The following is a 16786-nucleotide window of genomic DNA, read 5'->3' as shown; positions in this document are numbered from 1 at the left end:
TCTAAAATATAAACGTAAAATAATACAATATGCCTCAACATGCCATGAAATATCTTGCTTTCTTTTTTAAAGGTTTAATACTGATTGACATATTGTAACTTATAAACATAATTTGTCAACTGAAATGAGTATTTTTACTGCAAATCAATTTATTTATAACCCATGAAATACTTCGGCTCCCGCCTTAAGTCAGCCCGATTGATGAATGGCCTATCCCTGCAGGGGCTGGCTGATAGGATTGACAACCGTATCACCAAGCAAGCCCTAAGCAAATACGAAATGGGCCAGGTGACCCCTGATTCGGAAATGATCGGTCTCCTTGCAGAAGCACTGGGTGTCAGGCCTGATTATTTCCAAACCGATACTGTAATGGAATTTGGGGATATTGAATTTCAGAAATTGGTAAACTATCCGTCCAAGGAGAAAAACAGGATTGTGGAGATTGCAAAAAATGAACTTAGCCGCTACATAGAACTTGAGGAGATCCTGGGAATTGAAACCAAGTTTCACAATCCTCTTAATAATATGCATATTCACTCCCAGGATGATATCGAAAAAGCAGCTGAGAAGTTAAGAGATGCATGGGGATTGGGAAGGGATGCTATTTCCAATATAATTGAGGTCCTGGAGGACCATCATGTGAAGGTATTGGAGATTGATTCTGCCGAATCATTCGATGGCTTTGCCACTTGGGTAAATGGCCGGGACATTCCTTTGATTGTTCTGAACAAATCCAAACTTGATGCTAAGCTTGACAGAAAGCGCTTTACTGCACTTCATGAGTTGGCTCACCTCCTGCTGGATGTCAATGGACTTCCGGAAAAACAGAAAGAAAAATACTGTCATGCATTTGCGGCGGCCATGTTGCTTCCGGCAGAAACCATGAAAAAAGAATTGGGTGGAAAAAGAACCAAACTTTCCATTCATGAACTATCCGCCATGAAGCAGCAATATGGAATTTCCATGCAGGCATTGGTATATAGAGCCAATAATTTAGGACTGATTTCGGAAAATTACCTCAAGCAATTCTATGTGGTCTTTAACCAGTTGGGATATAGAGTCAATGAGCCTGTTGAATACGAGGGGGTGGAGCATTCCAATCGATTTTCCCAACTTCTTTTTAGGGCTCTTGCGGAGGAGTTTATCAGCATGAGCAAAGCTGCCGCATTGAAAAATCAAAAGCTGGCAGAGTTCAGGAAGGAAAATATGGTCATCTGATGAGAATCGCTGTCACCGATGCCTGTATTTTTATTGACCTGATTGAGTTGGATCTGATATCTGAATTTTTTCAATTGGATATAGAGCTACATACCACAGTGGAAGTGATTAACGAACTGTTCCCGGAACAGAAACAGGTATTAGGAGCGTACCAGGCTGTGAACAAACTGGTGGTCCACAACTTTCAGGAAGGAGATTTTGCAAGAATGGAAGAAATTTCCTTCCCAAGAGGTCTTTCCTCTGAGGACAGGTCAGTAATCTTTATGGCTATGAATCTAAAGAATGCTATTGTATTGAGCAGTGATAGGCTGGTTAGGAAATTTGCTGAAAGCTGCTCTTTGGAATACCATGGGATCTTCTGGATATTCGACCTGCTTATCAGTGAAGAATGCCTTTCAAAAGCACAAGCCATCGTTTCGCTACAAAAATTGGTGACTATCAACGGGATGTATAGTGGGGATAAAATGAAAAAGGAAATTCAGAACCGAATCAGACAGTGGGATAAGATTGTTTGAAGTCCACAGCATACATCTAACCTCTGTTATTCCACATCAGACACCTCGCTATTCGATATTTACAATCTCGAATTCAGACCACCATTTCCGGGGGGGGCGATAAGCGCAGCGGTCGGGATGAAAAGGGATTTGCAATCCCCAAACCAGCTTGCCCGTATCTTCCGTAATTTTGAATTAGACTCAATATTTCACTAATAATTGTTCCTTCCAACCACCATGAGCCAACCAAGGATGTGTTAACAGCATATGCCCGTACAAAAGGGATATATTTTCCTCCAGCAGATCAATGAGCACCAAGTTCTCTGCCGAGGCAGAAATCCCTTATCGTTGTTCTAATATTTTGACCCTGCCTAGAAGGGTAAACTTTAAGTATGAGAGCAACAAGAGAAGGTTTTTAGTTAAATCTACGGGTTAGGTTGAAAAGGTGCCGTGATTTGCCAATTTAATACCTCCTGTGGTTAAAGGGTGTAATAATTCCGTCCTTGTCAAAGTCATGTAGCCTTCTCAGAATAAGCATAAAGCTAAAAGAAGATCCACAGTATTCAAGAGATTCTTCAATGTCCAGTAAATAATTTAAGTCTCTTTCTTGTACTCCCTGATTGATTAACTTTTGAAGGATGCGGTGGATGTGATTTTTGATATTAAGGCACTGCTTATTTCGTGAAGGTTGTCCGTAAGGTTTAATGTTTCTTTCCGTATCCACGAGGCAAATCATCAAAAAACGGTCTACCCCATTTCGTTTTGTCTTCTGGTTTGGGAAAAAATACCGCATCATATTTTCGTAATCTTCTCCAATGAGCCTAGATTTAGTCTGATTGTAGGTGTCAAAGTCCATAGTTTCAATTTTTATTCAAGACCTTCACGATTTTCTCAAGGCTTTTCACCACATCATCCATTTTCTTTCGTTTTTGATAAAGCAGATTTCTCCTGTACTTAAGGTTCATGTGGATTTCTTCCTCTATTTTGTTTTTCAGGGGATCCATATAAGTTAAGTACAAAGTGTATATCTCATTTTTTTCATGAAACTCATATGTGGTGTTAACATTGGTTTTAATTATTTTCCCCGGGGGAAAGAAATTAATTTTCTCCCTAAACACTTCACTGTTAAATGAAAACTGGTCGAATAGCTTAAGGTCTGGGTTTATTGAGATAGAAACATCCAAAGCGGATGTTTTTCCAATGTTTTTAACGTAAAAATACAAGGTGTCCTCTTCAGCCTCAAAATCAGCAATCAAATAAGGCCTGGATTCTAAATATGATTCTTGCCGGGACTTTTGGAGCGATTCCCAAGTAAAAATCACCATGAAGTAGGTTAAGAAGAACATCCCCATATTAGTTGCCATACCCATGTCAATTTCTTCCACATTATTAAGCAGGACTGGTGCAAGTAAAAAAAGGAGGGGAATGGCACCTATTATTGTCCATTTAAGTGTTTTCATTATACCAAGTCTCTATACCTACCTGTAATATCAACGCCTAATTTCAATAGATGCCTTAGCTCATTGGTAGATTGGGCATGAATTAGCTGCAATTGAATAGTTTCAAGTTGTGATTTTTCCTCCGTCGTGGGCTTTCTTTTGAGGAATTTCGAAATCGCCTTTTCTATGTTTTTCTTAATTTGGACCAATTGCTTTTCAAAGCTTCCCAAATGTCGGGTGTGCGATGCACCTCTTTCAGTGTCAATTAGGTTTTTGAAGTGGTCGTTTTTTGAATTATGTTTATCATAATCACAATTAAATGCTCTTCTGATAAATGTTTCGTAATCCATTGCTGCTACATAGCTGTTCATTTCTATTCATTTAAGTGAGTAAAGTCAATTTAAGAGCGGAGAGGCTTCAGCCACATTCCCCTACTTTGGCCGAGATCTCCTATGTTCCTTTACCGGCACCGTCTTAGGGCCTGGCTTTGGGGCATCGGGATTTTTCCTCGGGGTAGGAGATGGTGTTGACCTCTTGTGTCTTTCTACAGGTACAGTCTTCTTGCTCATTATATTTTGTTTTAGGTTGTGCTTAAAGATAAAGGGTTTATTCTAAGGTTGATGTCACCTGAAAAATATAGTGCGACATTTCGTGACACAGCTCTAAGATTTCTTTTGAATTTTGGGAAAAATACCCAGATCAGGGTATTTAATTATTTAATATTAATCTTTTAATTTGAAATTCAGCTTTTTAGAACTTAAACTCTCTTTACAATGGCGATTAAAGACCTTCATGACGAACCGTTCGATGATAGCACAATAGCTAAGTTAGAAATTTTTGAGGCATACGCTGAAGCATGGTTACCCACTTTCATCATGCTAGGTTCATCGGATATCTGCGTCTTTGATTTTTTTGCGGGGACCGGATTTGATAAAAACGGTGTTGCAGGAAGCCCGATAAGGTTATTAGAAAAAATCCAGGGTCAAAAAGAGAATATCCTCAAGAAGAATGTCAAGGTTCATCTTTATTTGAACGAATTTGAACCGAATAAAAGGAAGCAATTGAAGTTTGAGCAACTGAAAGCAGCTTGTAAGGCTTTTCTTGAAAAGGATGATGAGCTGGCAAGCCATGTTGAAATGGTGTACTGTAATGAAGACTTTCAAGAATTGTTTCCAAAGCTTCTCCCAGTGATCCAAAAGAATCCATCATTGGTCTATCTAGACCAAAATGGGATCAAGTTTCTTTCCCCAAAATATTTTTTGGAATTTGAAAAGACGAATAGAACGGATTTTCTCTATTTCGTTTCTTCCTCCTATTTTTGGAGGTTTGGTGAAAGGGAAGAATTTAAAATGCATTTGGATATTGATATTGCCTTGGCAAAAAGTCAGGGTTATAAATTCATTCATCGGAGTATTACTCAGCAATTAAGGAAAAAACTTCACCCGGATTCTGGCTTGATGCTTTATCCTTTTTCCATTAAAAAGGGAGCGAATATTCATGGGATAATATTTGGGGCTACCCATCCACGTGCAGTGGATAAGTTTTTGAAAATCGCCTGGCAGAAAAACAAGATAAATGGAGATGCCAATTTTGATATTGATGATGAGGTTGGTAATCAGCAGCTGGATTTTTTCTCCCCAGCTAGACTGTCTAAAATTGATAGTTTTAAGAAAAAGGTAAGAGAAGCGGTTCTTTCAGGACAAATATCCAATAATTTCCAGCTTTTAAGTTTCTGTTATCGGTTAGGACATATCGGAACTCATGGTGCTGAGTGCTTGAAGGAAATGAAGAAAAATGGAGAGGTGGCTTATGATGCGCAGTCCCCAATGGTTACCTATGATTCCGTTTACCATAAGACAAAAAAACAGCTGGTGGATTATCAGGTAAAGAAGAAATAAGATTCGACACTAATTGGCAGGTAAAAATGAATTATGAATTTTTCAGTCTTTTTTCTCAGGAAGAATTCCAATAGCTTTACAAATTAAAAAAAGAACCTATGGCTAAATCAAGCATTGAATGGACCGAACTTACATGGAACCCAACCACCGGGTGCTCCAAGATATCCGCAGGATGTAAGTTCTGCTATGCGGAAATCATGTCCAAGCGGCTGCAGGCCATGAGGGTGGACAAGTATAAAGATGGATTCAAAAAAGTCCGCACCCATGACGATTCATTGGCTACGCCTTACTCCTGGAAAAAGCCCAAGGTGGTATTTGTCAACTCCATGAGTGATCTTTTCCATGTGGACGTGCCTTTGGAATTCATCAAAAAGGTTTTCAAAGTCATAAACGATAATCCTCAGCATGTCTTTCAGGTGCTGACTAAGCGTGCTGATGTACTACTGCAATATCACCAGGAGCTGAAGTGGACGCATAATATCTGGATGGGAGTGTCGGTGGAAGATGAGCGGGTGACAGACCGAATAGATCTGCTTAGGCAGACCGGTGCACGGGTCAAGTTCCTTTCATGTGAACCGCTTATTGGACCGTTACCCGACCTTAACCTTTCCGGAATCGATTGGGTGATAGTAGGAGGGGAGAGCGGTCATAAACCCAGGCCGATGGATGCGGACTGGGTACTGGATATCCAGGAGCAATGCGATCGTGCAGGAGTGGCTTTCTTCTTCAAGCAATGGGGAGGGAAGAACAAGAAGAAAGCTGGTAGAGAACTCAATGGCAGGACATATGATGAAATGCCTGAGATGGAGCTGCAGAAGAGCGTATAATATTTGGGATCCTAGTCGCTATAAACTATAAAAAAAGCCCCCGATCTCTCAAGGGCCCAAATTACTCACTGGAGGGTGGGTCACAACTTTGTCGTATTAGCTATTGCTTATGAAATATAAGAATTAAAGGCTTGGCATACAATAAATTGTTGTTGGAAATTGGCTTGAAATATTATAATTGAAATCCCATATCCCTAAGCTCTTTTTGACATCTCTCTTTGCCTTCTTCATTGCCATCATTCATGTATTGGAGTGTTAAGTCTATGGTCGAGATTATGCCTTTTCCTTTTACGATCCTATCATAAGGTAGCTTTTGCCATCCGTAGAGAAATTTAAGCTTAGTCTCACAACGATTTTTTAGATCTAGCAGATCTTTTTCCATGGTATCCATCTAGGTGTTTATTTTATTGACACTAACATGTTTATAAGGCAAACATATTAATTCAGATTCCATCGACTTATTAGGTACGGTAAGATTTACCATCTCCTGGATAATTATTACAATCAGATTGGGTTTATTTTATAGAGGGGCCAGTTTCGAAGTTAATTCTTGAAACATCTTACAACTGCTCCGTAAATTGATGCGTTAGTGATCCATAACTGATTCAGGGGAACCAAAAATGAAAATGTCCAAATAATTCTTGTGAAGGCAATAATCTAATTTCGTATTGACAGTAAAATTCATTTATAGATGTACAACCTATTCTTTCAAAAATACAATGAGAAAGTTCCTCTATCTGATGAAGAACAGGAACAAATCAAGAAGTATTTAACCCCTAAAAAGCTACGGAAAAAACAATACCTATTGCAGGAAGGAGATGTCTGTAAAGTTATTGCTTTTGTGGAAAATGGAGCCTTACGGGAGTACGCTGTTGAAAACGGAAAGGAACACATCATTCAATTTGCCCTCGAAGGCTGGACCATCTCGGACTTATTCAGTTTCTTTACAGGTGAACCTGCTACTTACCATATCGATGCGTTGGAGGATACCGAACTGGTTTTGATAACCAAGGATGCGCATGAAGAGCTTCTAAAAACACAGCCCAAGTATGAGACCTATATGCGCCTGCTTATCACAAACGCCTATATAGCGCTCCAAAGACGTCTTACATCCAATATCAGTTTGCCCATAGAAGAACGTTACATAAACTTTACAGAAAAGTATCCTGACATTGTCCAGAGAGTGCCCCAGCACATGATTGCCTCCTACATGGGCCTGACTCCTGAAACATTAAGCCGAATCAGGAAAAAGCTGGCAAACCGCAAATAAATCACCACCTTTTTCATTGACAAAAGTCAATGGTTTTTCTTGACTAAGCGCAATGCATGGTAGCATGGCGCGGTAGTACCTTTGCATTGTAAGAAATTTAAACCAGGAAGACAATGCAAACAATCGCTATCATCGGAGCCTCCGGAAATATGGGCTCTGCCATTTCAAAAAGGCTGGCAAAAGGCAATTACAGATTACTCCTTTGCACCAATGAGCAGGAAAAAGTCCATGCAGTAGTTGAGGAAATCAAAAGCAACAATCCTTTCTGCAAACTTAGAGGCCATTGACTGTTCTGTGGAAGCTTCCTGGGAAGCGGACATTATCATCGTTGCGGTTCCTTTTGAAGCTGAAAAAGATGTGGCTCGAAAAATTCAGGAAGTTGCCAACCAAAAAATCGTAATCAGCATCTCAAATCCACTAAACAGCACCTATGACGGCCTGGTGACAGCACCTGATACCAGTGCAGCCGAAGAACTGCAAAAACTGTTGCCTAATGCAAAAGTAGTAAAAGCATTCAACACCACTTTTGCCGCCGACTTTTCAAGCCCGCTGATTGACGGCAAGCAAGTGGATGCCTTTATAGCAGGAAACGATGAATCCGCTTTGCAGACTGCTGCTGAACTGGTAAGCACCGTGGGTTTCAACCCTCTCGTAGCAGGTGATCTTACGGTTAGCAGAACGCTGGAAAACATGCAACTTTTGCTTATTCAGCTGAACATGAAGTATAACTACAACTGGCTGGCAGGATGGAAAATCCTACACTAGTAAGCCAATCCGCCGTAATTCAGGATGGGTCGTCCCTCTGCATCCATTTGATTCAAAAAAACAAGCAATAATGCGAAGGGATCAATTTATTAAAACAATAGTCACTGGAGCAATAGGTATGTCCACATTATCCGCTTTCAATCGATTTACAAATAGCCTAAATGAGCAGGAGCAAATCATGCCTGTTTTGTTTGTAGGCCATGGTTCCCCCATGAATGGCATTCTGGATAATGAATTTAGCCGGAAATGGACACAACTGGGCAAGGAGATCCCTACACCAAAAGCGGTTCTGGTTGTTTCGGCACACTGGCTGAGTAAAGGTACACGTATCACGGCCATGGATTTTCCTGAAACCATCCATGATTTCGGTGGCTTCCCTAAGGCCTTGTTTGATGTCCAGTATAAAGCCCCAGGCAACCCACAGCTGGCCAGGGAAACAGCTTCCATCATCCAATCCGCCAAAGTGGAAATGGACCATGACTGGGGGCTTGACCATGGTGCCTGGACTGTGGTTCGGCATATGTATCCAGAAGCCAACATTCCGGTTCTGCAGTTAAGCATTGATTACTCCAAGGGGCCGCAATACCATTATGAGCTGGCAAAAGAACTGGCAAGCCTTCGAAAAAAAGGCGTACTAATTATGGGTAGCGGCAACATGGTGCACAACTTAGGCATGGTAGCCTGGGATAAAATTGACGAACCGGAATGGGGCTACGATTGGGCTGTGGATATAAACACAAAATTCAAAGACCTAATCAGTAACAGGAATCACGATCAACTAATTAAATACGAACAACTGGGAAAAGAGGCCTTACTTGCTATCCCTACCCCGGAACATTACTGGCCCCTGCTTTACACCTTAGGGTTGAGGGGAAGCAAAGATGAAGTGTCATTTTTCAATGACAGAGTGGTAGGCGGTTCCTTGACCATGACTTCTGTGAAAATTGGCTAAGAAAACAGTTTATACCTCCTCCAGTAGCTAATGGGGTCTAAAAAGACACATTTTAAAATTCAATTTATATCAAAACTTAACCAATTAAATTTATGAAAATTACTAAGTATTTATTCGCAGTTTTGGCTATAGTAGCCATTACTTCTAACGAAGTTGTAGCACAGGAAGTAGCCTCAAAAACTCTTCCCGTAGACATTCACAGTTCCAGCATGGTTTGGACTGGCAAGAAAATTGGCGGCGAGCATACCGGGAAAATTTCCCTGACTTCAGGGTCACTACAGGTAGAGGGGAACAAGCTTGTGGGAGGTGCCTTCGAGATTGACATGAACACCATCACCAACACCGATCTTACCGATGCTGAGTATAATGCAAAACTGGTGGGGCACCTTAAATCCGACGACTTCTTTGGTGTTGAAAAGCATCCTAAAGCCAAGTTCAAAGTAACCAAGGCAACACTAATAGCCGGTGCCAAAGCAGGCGCCAACAATTACCGGATTGATGGTGCATTGACCATTAAAGGAAAAACTGAAAACATTAGTTTTCCTGCCACTGTCCTTATCAGCGGAAATTCAACTGAGGCTGTAGCTACCATTGCCGTAGATCGGAGCAAGTTTGATGTGCGATATGGTTCACCTTCCTTCTTTGCAGATTTGGGAGACAAAGCCATCAATAATGAGTTTCTCATTGACATGAAGCTGGTGACTGCTACTGAAAGTACAGTAGCTGCTACGGGCAAATAACTGGAATCAACAGAGCGCCAAACCCTTACAGGATTATTCAAAAGCCAGGCGGTAAACCGACTGGCTTTTGCTTTTGCGATGCTTGATTTGACATTATTAATTTTGGATTTGACCACAATGAATTTGGCATAAAAGGGAGAAAAATTTATCCTATGTGCATGAGCAGAAATAATTCATTGGTTCCAGTTCTTCTTCTATGTAGGGAGGTGCTAAAGGATTTAAATATATCGTTTAAGGCGGAGTAATAAGGAGATTCAAAAAGCTTAAAACCAAACAATGGCTTTATTATTATTGATTAGTATGTTAAAAAAAGAAAAGTAACCGTTCATACATCTCATCATATGAAGATGTACTAATCAAAAAAATCAATGGTAACAGGAATTGTAATTTCCGGAGATGGTACAGAAATAGGATACACCAAATTTGGTAACGGCCAGGCAATCGTTATTTCTCATGGTTCATATACAGGGCAAGAAGATTGGTTTGCTTTTGCAAAGAAGCTTGCTGTCACTTTCACTGTATATGTGTATGACCGCAGAGGAAGAGGGCAAAGCATTGACACAAACAGTCCTTATACCTTCGACAAAGAGTTAGATGATCTGGCGGCAATGGTAGATCATACCAGTGCCACAATCATATTGGGTCACAGCTTTGGCGGCGCTGTTGCCTTAGCATACACCATGCGGGAGGGTTTCTCCGGCAAGCTGATAATGTATGAGCCGATGAACTCTATTTTACGACAGGTAAGTGAGGGCTATTTGAAAGAATTGAAAGTACTGGTAGAAAAAGGAGATTTAGATGGGGCCACATTGCTTGCACAACTTAAAATAGTGGGTATCCCAGGCGCAAGTGTAGAAATGTTTCGTAACAGTCCATTCTGGAATACTTTTATCAAACGAACCCCAATTTTTGTAAGGGAATTGGAAGTATTAGACACCTTTAATTCCACGGCAGTAAATCCCGAAAAAATAAAAGCAAAAATATGGTTGCTCTTGGGTGATGAATCTTGGTGTGTATTACGAATAGCTGCAGCAGGTGTCGTTTCAATGGTAAAAGGTGTCACTGTATATCCTTTAGTTGGGCAAAGTCATTTTGCATATTCAGAAAATCCTGTGTTATTAAGAGAGATAGTACTGAAATGCTTAAAAGAAATTTAATAAATCATTAATTAGTTGAAAAGTTTCTATTCTTTATTTATCATGTGGTTTTTTAGCAGATTAATCAAGCTTTAGAAAAAACATAATTATTAGCAATTCTAAAAATTAAAATCAGGAACTTAACTGAATGAACCTTTAACCCTACCAAATTGAATGATCACCACGACGCCTTAGATAAATTGATAAAATATTTCAAGAATTTCTTTCCATTAAATGAAAAGGAAAGGAATGAACTGTCAACGCGCTTCATTGAGCGTAAGGTAAAACGTCGTGCCTTGATCCTACAGCAGGGTGAGGTATGCCGCCATTTCACCTTTATTGTGAAAGGTTGCCTAAAAATGTATGCAGTTGATAAATCCGGTAAAGAGCATAATCTCCAGTTTGGAGCAGAAAATGACTGGATAACTGATTTGAGTAGCTTTTACTCGGAAAAACCCAGCAGTGTTTATATAGAAACTATGGAGCCATCTGTTATGCTACAAATCAAGCACCCGGACTTGCTTCATCTTTACACCAACTACCATAAGTTTGACCGAAACTTCCGGATTATCATTGAACAGAAATATATTGAGCTCCAAAACAGGGTGCTGCAAAACATCAGCTCTACAGCCAATGAACGGTACCTTTCCTTCCTTGAGCATTACCCCAATCTGTCCAATCGCCTGCCCAACACCCAGGTTGCATCCTACCTTGGGATAACCCCTGAATTTCTAAGCAAAATCCGAAAAGACCTGACGCAAAATCATTGACGCTTGAACTAGATTAAGGATATTTCTTAAGATAGTTCATTGGTCTACGACTCCTGGGTTCCGGATCTTTGCATATAGAAAATGATGCCTGTAATGAATTTGTCTGGAAAATATTCCACTTGCTAGAGAAGTATGCTTCACTTACAGAAACAGTAAGACAATCAACAGGTGAGCCTAAACAGAAATATTTAAACCAGAAACAATATGGCAACCCCCGAATCAGCAACAAGCGATATATTAACGCATCACCTTACTGCCTTTGGCAACAATGACCTTGATGAGATCATGAAAGATTACACAGAGGAAGGTGTTGACACCAGAAGGCTCTTTGAAAGGGCTCGCGGCAATCCGCAATTTCTTTGAAACTTTTTTCAAAGCGATACCAACGGGTTCTGCCTTCGAAATGAAGCAACTGATTACTACCGGCCCTGTAGGCTACATCGCATGGGCAAGCGAATCGGCTGTTGCCAAAATCCCCATGGGTACGGATACTTTTTTCCTGGAAGGCGACAAGATAAGGTACCACACGGTGGCGGATTTCAGGCTGGAAAAATAAGAATGAAAACCTATTTTTAATTACCTATAACTGAAACAGGTAAATACGATGATTAACCCGAAAAAAATGAGCACGCAATTTGAAAAAACAGCAGTTGAAAAATTGCTTACCGATTATGCTGAAGCCTTGAATTCAGCAAACACAGCTTTAATACCTTCCTTTTACACAGCGGATGGGCTGTTTATGCCCGATGGCTATAAAGGCCTGCCTACAGAAGATCTATTAGGTACAAGCAAAGGCTTTTTTAAGAATGTCCGCTTTCAGATTGACTTTACAGTACCGGACACCGTGATTGATGGGGAGTATGCATTTGTACAGACCATGGCAAAAACTACCACTACCAAGCTTGAAAAAAACCAGGAAGTTAAGCAGACAAGCCGTGACTTCTTTGTTCTTCGTAAAGGGAAAGAAGGTTGGAAAATTTACCGTTACATCTTCAATAATGTAAGAGGAAAGTAACCACACCAGATAAAACCAAGAAAAGTGAAAGCCGCCGTAATATATCAGCCAGGAGGAACAGAAAATTTGATTTTGGAAGACAGGCAGCTGCCAGTGGCTATAAGCGATTGGGTGCTGGTCAAAGTAAAAGCCTTTGGCCTAAACAGGTCCGAAGTGATGACCCGAAAAGGCCTGTCGCCAAATGTCAGTTTTCCAAGGGTACTGGGCATTGAGTGTGTTGGAGAAGTAGCACATGATCCTGCAGGGAAGTTTGAACCGGGGCAAAAAGTAGCTGCCTTTATGGGTGGCATGGGCCGTGAGTTTGATGGCAGCTATGCAGAGTTTGCCCTACTGCCCGGGGCTTTGTTATACCCGTTCGAAAGTCACCTAAGCTGGGAGCAACTTGGGGCTATTCCTGAAATGTTTCAGACAGTATACGGTTCCCTGCATCTGGCACTGAAGATCCAGAAAGGGGAGACCCTGCTGATCAGGGGAGGAACTTCCTCCATAGGTATGCTCTCCACACAGCTTGCTAAGAATTGCGGTCTTACCGTTCTGGCTACTACCAGAAAAGCGGAGAAAAAAGAGTTGTTATTAAACAATGGAGTGGATCACGTACTGATAGATGATGGCTATTTGGAGGAAAAGCTAAAAGCTATCTATCCCGAAGGCGTGGACAAAGTCCTGGAGCTGGTGGGTACCGCTACCCTAAAAGATTCTCTGAGGTGTACCGCTCCGGGTGGAGCAGTATGCATGACGGGCATGCTGGCAGAACAGTGGTCAATGGCCGATTTTTCCCCCATGGATGCTATTCCCTCTACTGTTCAGCTTACGATCTACGATAGCGGCCAGGTTCGGGTGGACCAGCAAAGCTTTCAGCAGTTCATCCGTGAGGTAGAAGCAGGCATGGTAAAGCTGAATATCAGCAGAACATTTTCACTGTCCGAAATCTCAGCAGCACATCAATTTATGGAAAGTAATTCGGCAGGTGGGAAAATCGTAGTTCTAACCGAAGCATAACTCCAATTATTACACAAATGAAAATAATCTTTCAATAATGAATAACAAATATTTAAAACTTCTCAATACCTTTTTTGTAGTCTTGCCCATGACCTTCATCATGGCCTTAGTAGCAATTGCCCGCAACTATGGTTTTGAAGAAGGGTGGAGTCAAATGCTATTCAGTTCATGGATAGTAATGGCTCCAGTTGCCTATGTTACGGCTTTTTTTATTATCCCCATTGCGGGAAAAGTAACGGCTAGAATTTCTAAAAGAATGCATCCTATCGAACAGAAGAAATCCTTGAAGTAGGAAAGGATTTGGCTTAATGCTTCTTTTGGAATGGGGGGCAGATAAAATAGCACTCTAGATAAGCTATCAATTCCCTATAAACGGTTTGTTGAATTTCTTAACCTATGTTAAGGGTCCAGCCCAATTATTAGGAAGAACTTTGTCAGCATAAAAATGTCAAAGATGAAAAAACTAATTGCTATCGTTCTGTTCTTGCACGTCTTCTGTTTGCAGGGATTTTCACAATTGAGTAACGGGGTTCTTTATGTCAATCCAGAGCAAGGAAAAGATGATCAATCTGGACAAAGAGAACAGCCGCTCCGTACCCTTCATCAAGCTGCCCGCCTGATAAATGAAGCTGAAGGCAATGGGGCTGTTACGGTTTTTCTTTCCGAAGGCATATACGCATTGGATACCACCGTTAGGTTTGAGCCGGAGGGTTGGACTTTTACCCGCGAAAACAGGTTGATTATCCGGGCTGAAATCCTCCCTGATGACCCCGAGTGGCATCATGGGAAAATGCCCGTGCTGATTTCTACCATGCCATTCCAAAACATCCCGGATGACCGTTTGGGTGGTGCTTCAAATGGCATTCAAATAGAGACTAGCCATGTGACGATCCAAGGCATGCGCATGCTGGGATCACCTGTCCACGAACAACCAAAAGAGGGGATGGTGATCCGCAATTATCCCATCATTCGAGAAGGCAGGGATCTGGATGATCTAAGAGTGACCCAATGCCTTTTTTTGGGAGACATCCATGCAGCCCCAAACCATCTGCCTGTATTGGCTAGTGGACAAGGAGTAGTGGTGGACCATTGTGTGTTCTATGGTGTCAAGGATGCCGTGGTTTTTTGGCATTCAGACCGACCGGCTGAAAACTCTGCCATGCACCACAACCTAATTGTCAATATTTATGGAGCTGCAGTATGGACCTGGTCCTTGGCTGAGGATTTTGAATTCTATAACAATGTGGTAACCGATGCCGAGGCCCTATGGATATTACATCAAGATGAAAAAAACAGCTTCGAATTGTCTAATTCCTTGGTAGTAGGTTACGACCAATTGGTCAATAAAGGAGGAGGCCCCGCAAATTTGGGAACCCCTGCAGATCCTTCAAAGCTAATAAGGGGAGAAAACGTAATCATCCAAAAGGAAGGCAGTCTGGAAATTGTCAAAGATCCCACCAGCAGGTACTATCTGCAGCTTTCCCCGGGCTCCCTGGGAAGTGAATTAGGTGCCGGGCTGTTTTACCAGGGGGGAAAATAAAATTAAGGTTTGACTTATAGGTATATTTAAAGGTAATTAAATTGAGCTATTATGAAACAAGGGAAATGTTTTCTTATCGCATTAAGCTTCATTTCTTTAGGAGCACAGGCACAAAGCTTGGAATTTGAAGGCCATGAATTTGAAAAGTCCCATGTTAAGGCTTCGGTTGTCGAGTTGGACGGTGAAAAAGCAATAAGGCTCGAGCGGGATTTACAATCACTTCCTTTTGATCCAGACAGGTTGGGCGAGACGGTGGACGAGCCCACTTTTCTAAAACTGAAGGGCGTGGATTTAGAAAACGGAAAAGTGGAAGTGAAAGTCTTGAGCCGTTTATTGTCCAGCGCTCCTCCCTTTGCGCGTGGTTTTATTGGATTGGCCTTTAGGGTGACGGAGGACAATTCAGCATATGAATCAATCTACCTCAGGCCCACCAACGGTAGGGCAGAGGATCAGTTTCGGAGAAACCATACTATTCAGTATTATGCATATCCGGACCATAAATTCGACCGTCTCCGAGCAGAGTCCAAAGGAGAATTTGAAACCTATGCGGATATCGGCCTGGATGAATGGATTACCATGCGGATAGAATTCCAGGGGAAATCCGCAAAACTCTTCCTTAACGAACAGGAGGCTGCTGCTTTCCTCGTTAATGAAATGTTGGGAACCAGCAAGTCAGGCTCCATTGGTCTGTGGGTGGATATCGGCACCGAAGGTTACTTCAAGGACTTAGTCCTCTACTGAGGTAACAGCAATACTATGCCCCCAAAACCTTCGAATCCCTTTAGCTGGTTTGACTTTGAATATGTCCTTTTGATTGTATGTCTGGGCCGTAAAATTTCGTGGTTCATAGAAGCCGGTAGTGGCTTTCTTTTTCAAGCAGTGGGGCGGTAAAAACAAAAAGAAGGAGGGAAGAGAACTCAATGGCAGGACATATGATGAAATGCCTGAGATGGAGCTGCAGAAGAGCGTATAATATGTGGGATCCTAGTCGCTATAAACTATAAATTAAGCCCCCGATCTCTCGGAGGCCCAACCTGTTTCGGTTTAAACTGTGCCGGGATTGGTTGCAGAGCTGGGTAAGCCACTTTATTTTCCAAAGCCTGTATATTAAATATTCACCTCGGACACTCTCCATCTGACATCCGACATCTGACATTTGGCACCCGACATCACTCCATCGGACTTCGGACATCCCTACATCCGTCATCCCCACATCCGACATCTCAAAAATACCCCGATCTAGGTATTTTTTATCTGTAATTAATTTCTTAATCTTGGAGGAGGTAAAGGGAATGGATTGTTTTGGACTCAGGAGATAGCACAGGCTGGAAACTATATAGGTCATTGGATGAAATTCAATGACCGGTCCTTAGATAAAGCAAGGAATGTCACTGTATTTCCAACGGATTATGAAATCCTCGAAATATTCTGGACAAACTGGATGGAAAAGTCAGGAGTCAAGAGATTTAAGATGAAGAGAACCCTTACCTCGGAAATGGACGCAGAGCAGGAGATTTCGGGGTTTTTGGGGGTGAAGTAAATTCGAGTGATTCCAAGGTCTGAAGTTGGAGCGCTGGGCGCTGAGAAATGAGGGCTGTCCAAAATCTCGAGATCTGACCTAAAACAACCGAAGCGCCCCAAACTAAAAGGAATAATACATATAGGAGTGTCCCGGCTTAGTCCAACTATCCTGAAAGAATGGGACAAGTTGTTTAAACCGCAA

The 16786-nt window shown here is 41.6% G+C and carries 24 protein-coding genes; 20 read left to right on the top strand and 4 right to left on the bottom strand.

All coding sequences use genetic code 11. The features are described from left to right. Positions 1-162: 162 nt before the first annotated feature. Together FPL27_RS11555 and FPL27_RS11550 are read left to right on the top strand one after the other, a co-directional pair. Positions 163-1218: a helix-turn-helix domain-containing protein gene (locus tag FPL27_RS11555; protein WP_143961239.1), complete on the top strand. Its 1056-nt coding sequence runs from the start codon at positions 163-165 to the stop codon at positions 1216-1218. Continuing rightward, a complete protein-coding gene (locus FPL27_RS11550; protein WP_143961238.1) occupies positions 1218-1733 on the top strand; it encodes a PIN domain-containing protein in 516 nt (171 codons plus the stop codon). The genes FPL27_RS11555 and FPL27_RS11550 overlap by 1 nt, the downstream gene beginning before the upstream one ends. Positions 1734-2175: 442 nt before the next feature. Here FPL27_RS11550 and FPL27_RS11545 read toward each other — a convergent pair whose 3' ends face one another. From FPL27_RS11545 to FPL27_RS11535, 3 genes are read right to left on the bottom strand one after another with little or no spacing between them, the layout of a single operon-like run. Then, complete coding sequence (locus FPL27_RS11545; RefSeq protein WP_143961237.1) at positions 2176-2568, bottom strand: hypothetical protein; 393 nt, start codon at positions 2566-2568, stop codon at positions 2176-2178. A gap of 4 nt (positions 2569-2572) precedes the next feature. After that, a complete protein-coding gene (locus FPL27_RS11540; RefSeq protein WP_143961236.1) occupies positions 2573-3172 on the bottom strand; it encodes a hypothetical protein in 600 nt (199 codons plus the stop codon). After that, positions 3172-3522 carry a hypothetical protein gene (locus FPL27_RS11535; RefSeq protein WP_143961235.1) on the bottom strand — a complete coding sequence of 117 codons (351 nt, stop codon included), beginning with the start codon at positions 3520-3522 and terminating at the stop codon, positions 3172-3174. The genes FPL27_RS11540 and FPL27_RS11535 overlap by 1 nt, the downstream gene beginning before the upstream one ends. A gap of 402 nt (positions 3523-3924) precedes the next feature. On the opposite strand from FPL27_RS11535, the gene tcmP reads away from it, so the two are divergent. Both tcmP and FPL27_RS11525 read left to right on the top strand, forming a co-directional pair. Continuing rightward, a complete protein-coding gene (tcmP, locus tag FPL27_RS11530; protein WP_143961234.1) occupies positions 3925-5049 on the top strand; it encodes a three-Cys-motif partner protein TcmP in 1125 nt (374 codons plus the stop codon). Between the two features lie 98 nt (positions 5050-5147). Further along, positions 5148-5876, top strand: a complete 729-nt coding sequence (locus tag FPL27_RS11525) for a DUF5131 family protein (protein ID WP_143961233.1) — start codon at positions 5148-5150, stop codon at positions 5874-5876. Positions 5877-6048: 172 nt separating this feature from the next. On the opposite strand, the gene FPL27_RS11520 is transcribed toward FPL27_RS11525, so the two are convergent. Beyond that, positions 6049-6258 carry a hypothetical protein gene (locus FPL27_RS11520; RefSeq protein ID WP_143961232.1) on the bottom strand — a complete coding sequence of 70 codons (210 nt, stop codon included), beginning with the start codon at positions 6256-6258 and terminating at the stop codon, positions 6049-6051. A 309-nt stretch (positions 6259-6567) separates the two neighbouring features. Here FPL27_RS11520 and FPL27_RS11515 point away from each other — a divergent pair, with 309 nt between their 5' ends. From FPL27_RS11515 to FPL27_RS11460, 16 genes are all read left to right on the top strand, one after another. Then, on the top strand, positions 6568-7146 hold the full coding sequence (locus FPL27_RS11515; RefSeq protein WP_143961231.1) for a Crp/Fnr family transcriptional regulator: 579 nt from the start codon (positions 6568-6570) through the stop codon (positions 7144-7146). Positions 7147-7259: 113 nt separating this feature from the next. Further along, positions 7260-7433 (top strand): SDR family oxidoreductase, encoded by a 174-nt coding sequence (locus tag FPL27_RS20155; protein ID WP_262712084.1) that lies wholly within the window; start codon positions 7260-7262, stop codon positions 7431-7433. Then, positions 7384-7911, top strand: coding sequence for an NADPH-dependent F420 reductase (locus FPL27_RS11510; protein ID WP_262712083.1), 528 nt, complete (start codon positions 7384-7386; stop codon positions 7909-7911). Before FPL27_RS20155 ends, FPL27_RS11510 begins: the two co-directional genes overlap by 50 nt. Positions 7912-8029: 118 nt before the next feature. Beyond that, positions 8030-8863, top strand: a complete 834-nt coding sequence (gene ygiD, locus FPL27_RS11505; protein WP_143962147.1) for a 4,5-DOPA-extradiol-dioxygenase — start codon at positions 8030-8032, stop codon at positions 8861-8863. Between the two features lie 92 nt (positions 8864-8955). After that, on the top strand, positions 8956-9603 hold the full coding sequence (locus FPL27_RS11500) for a YceI family protein (protein WP_143961230.1): 648 nt from the start codon (positions 8956-8958) through the stop codon (positions 9601-9603). 368 nt (positions 9604-9971) lie between these two features. Continuing rightward, the gene (locus FPL27_RS11495) at positions 9972-10760 is read left to right on the top strand and encodes an alpha/beta fold hydrolase (protein WP_143961229.1); all 789 of its coding nucleotides are present in this window, start codon (positions 9972-9974) and stop codon (positions 10758-10760) included. Between the two features lie 149 nt (positions 10761-10909). Beyond that, positions 10910-11509: a Crp/Fnr family transcriptional regulator gene (locus FPL27_RS11490; RefSeq protein WP_143961228.1), complete on the top strand. Its 600-nt coding sequence runs from the start codon at positions 10910-10912 to the stop codon at positions 11507-11509. Positions 11510-11713: 204 nt separating this feature from the next. Continuing rightward, entirely contained in the window at positions 11714-11872 is a 159-nt protein-coding gene (locus FPL27_RS19800; protein WP_185974359.1) for a hypothetical protein, read from the top strand. Positions 11873-11912: 40 nt separating this feature from the next. Further along, a complete protein-coding gene (locus tag FPL27_RS19795; RefSeq protein ID WP_185974358.1) occupies positions 11913-12065 on the top strand; it encodes a hypothetical protein in 153 nt (50 codons plus the stop codon). Between the two features lie 66 nt (positions 12066-12131). Then, complete coding sequence (locus tag FPL27_RS11485) at positions 12132-12524, top strand: YybH family protein (protein ID WP_185974357.1); 393 nt, start codon at positions 12132-12134, stop codon at positions 12522-12524. A gap of 24 nt (positions 12525-12548) precedes the next feature. Next, a complete protein-coding gene (locus FPL27_RS11480) occupies positions 12549-13523 on the top strand; it encodes a zinc-binding alcohol dehydrogenase family protein (RefSeq protein ID WP_143961226.1) in 975 nt (324 codons plus the stop codon). A gap of 37 nt (positions 13524-13560) precedes the next feature. Further along, complete coding sequence (locus FPL27_RS11475; protein WP_143961225.1) at positions 13561-13815, top strand: DUF2798 domain-containing protein; 255 nt, start codon at positions 13561-13563, stop codon at positions 13813-13815. Between the two features lie 162 nt (positions 13816-13977). Next, positions 13978-15063 carry a right-handed parallel beta-helix repeat-containing protein gene (locus FPL27_RS11470; RefSeq protein ID WP_143961224.1) on the top strand — a complete coding sequence of 362 codons (1086 nt, stop codon included), beginning with the start codon at positions 13978-13980 and terminating at the stop codon, positions 15061-15063. A 51-nt stretch (positions 15064-15114) separates the two neighbouring features. Further along, positions 15115-15804: a hypothetical protein gene (locus FPL27_RS11465; protein WP_221936599.1), complete on the top strand. Its 690-nt coding sequence runs from the start codon at positions 15115-15117 to the stop codon at positions 15802-15804. A 118-nt stretch (positions 15805-15922) separates the two neighbouring features. Further along, complete coding sequence (locus tag FPL27_RS20300) at positions 15923-16036, top strand: hypothetical protein (protein WP_394348503.1); 114 nt, start codon at positions 15923-15925, stop codon at positions 16034-16036. A 324-nt stretch (positions 16037-16360) separates the two neighbouring features. Further along, entirely contained in the window at positions 16361-16603 is a 243-nt protein-coding gene (locus tag FPL27_RS11460; RefSeq protein WP_143961223.1) for a hypothetical protein, read from the top strand. Positions 16604-16786 lie beyond the last annotated feature (183 nt).

The sequence above is a fragment of the Litoribacter populi genome (assembly GCF_007483685.1).
Classification (GTDB): domain Bacteria; phylum Bacteroidota; class Bacteroidia; order Cytophagales; family Cyclobacteriaceae; genus Litoribacter; species Litoribacter populi.
This window is presented reverse-complemented; position numbering and strand designations above follow the sequence as displayed.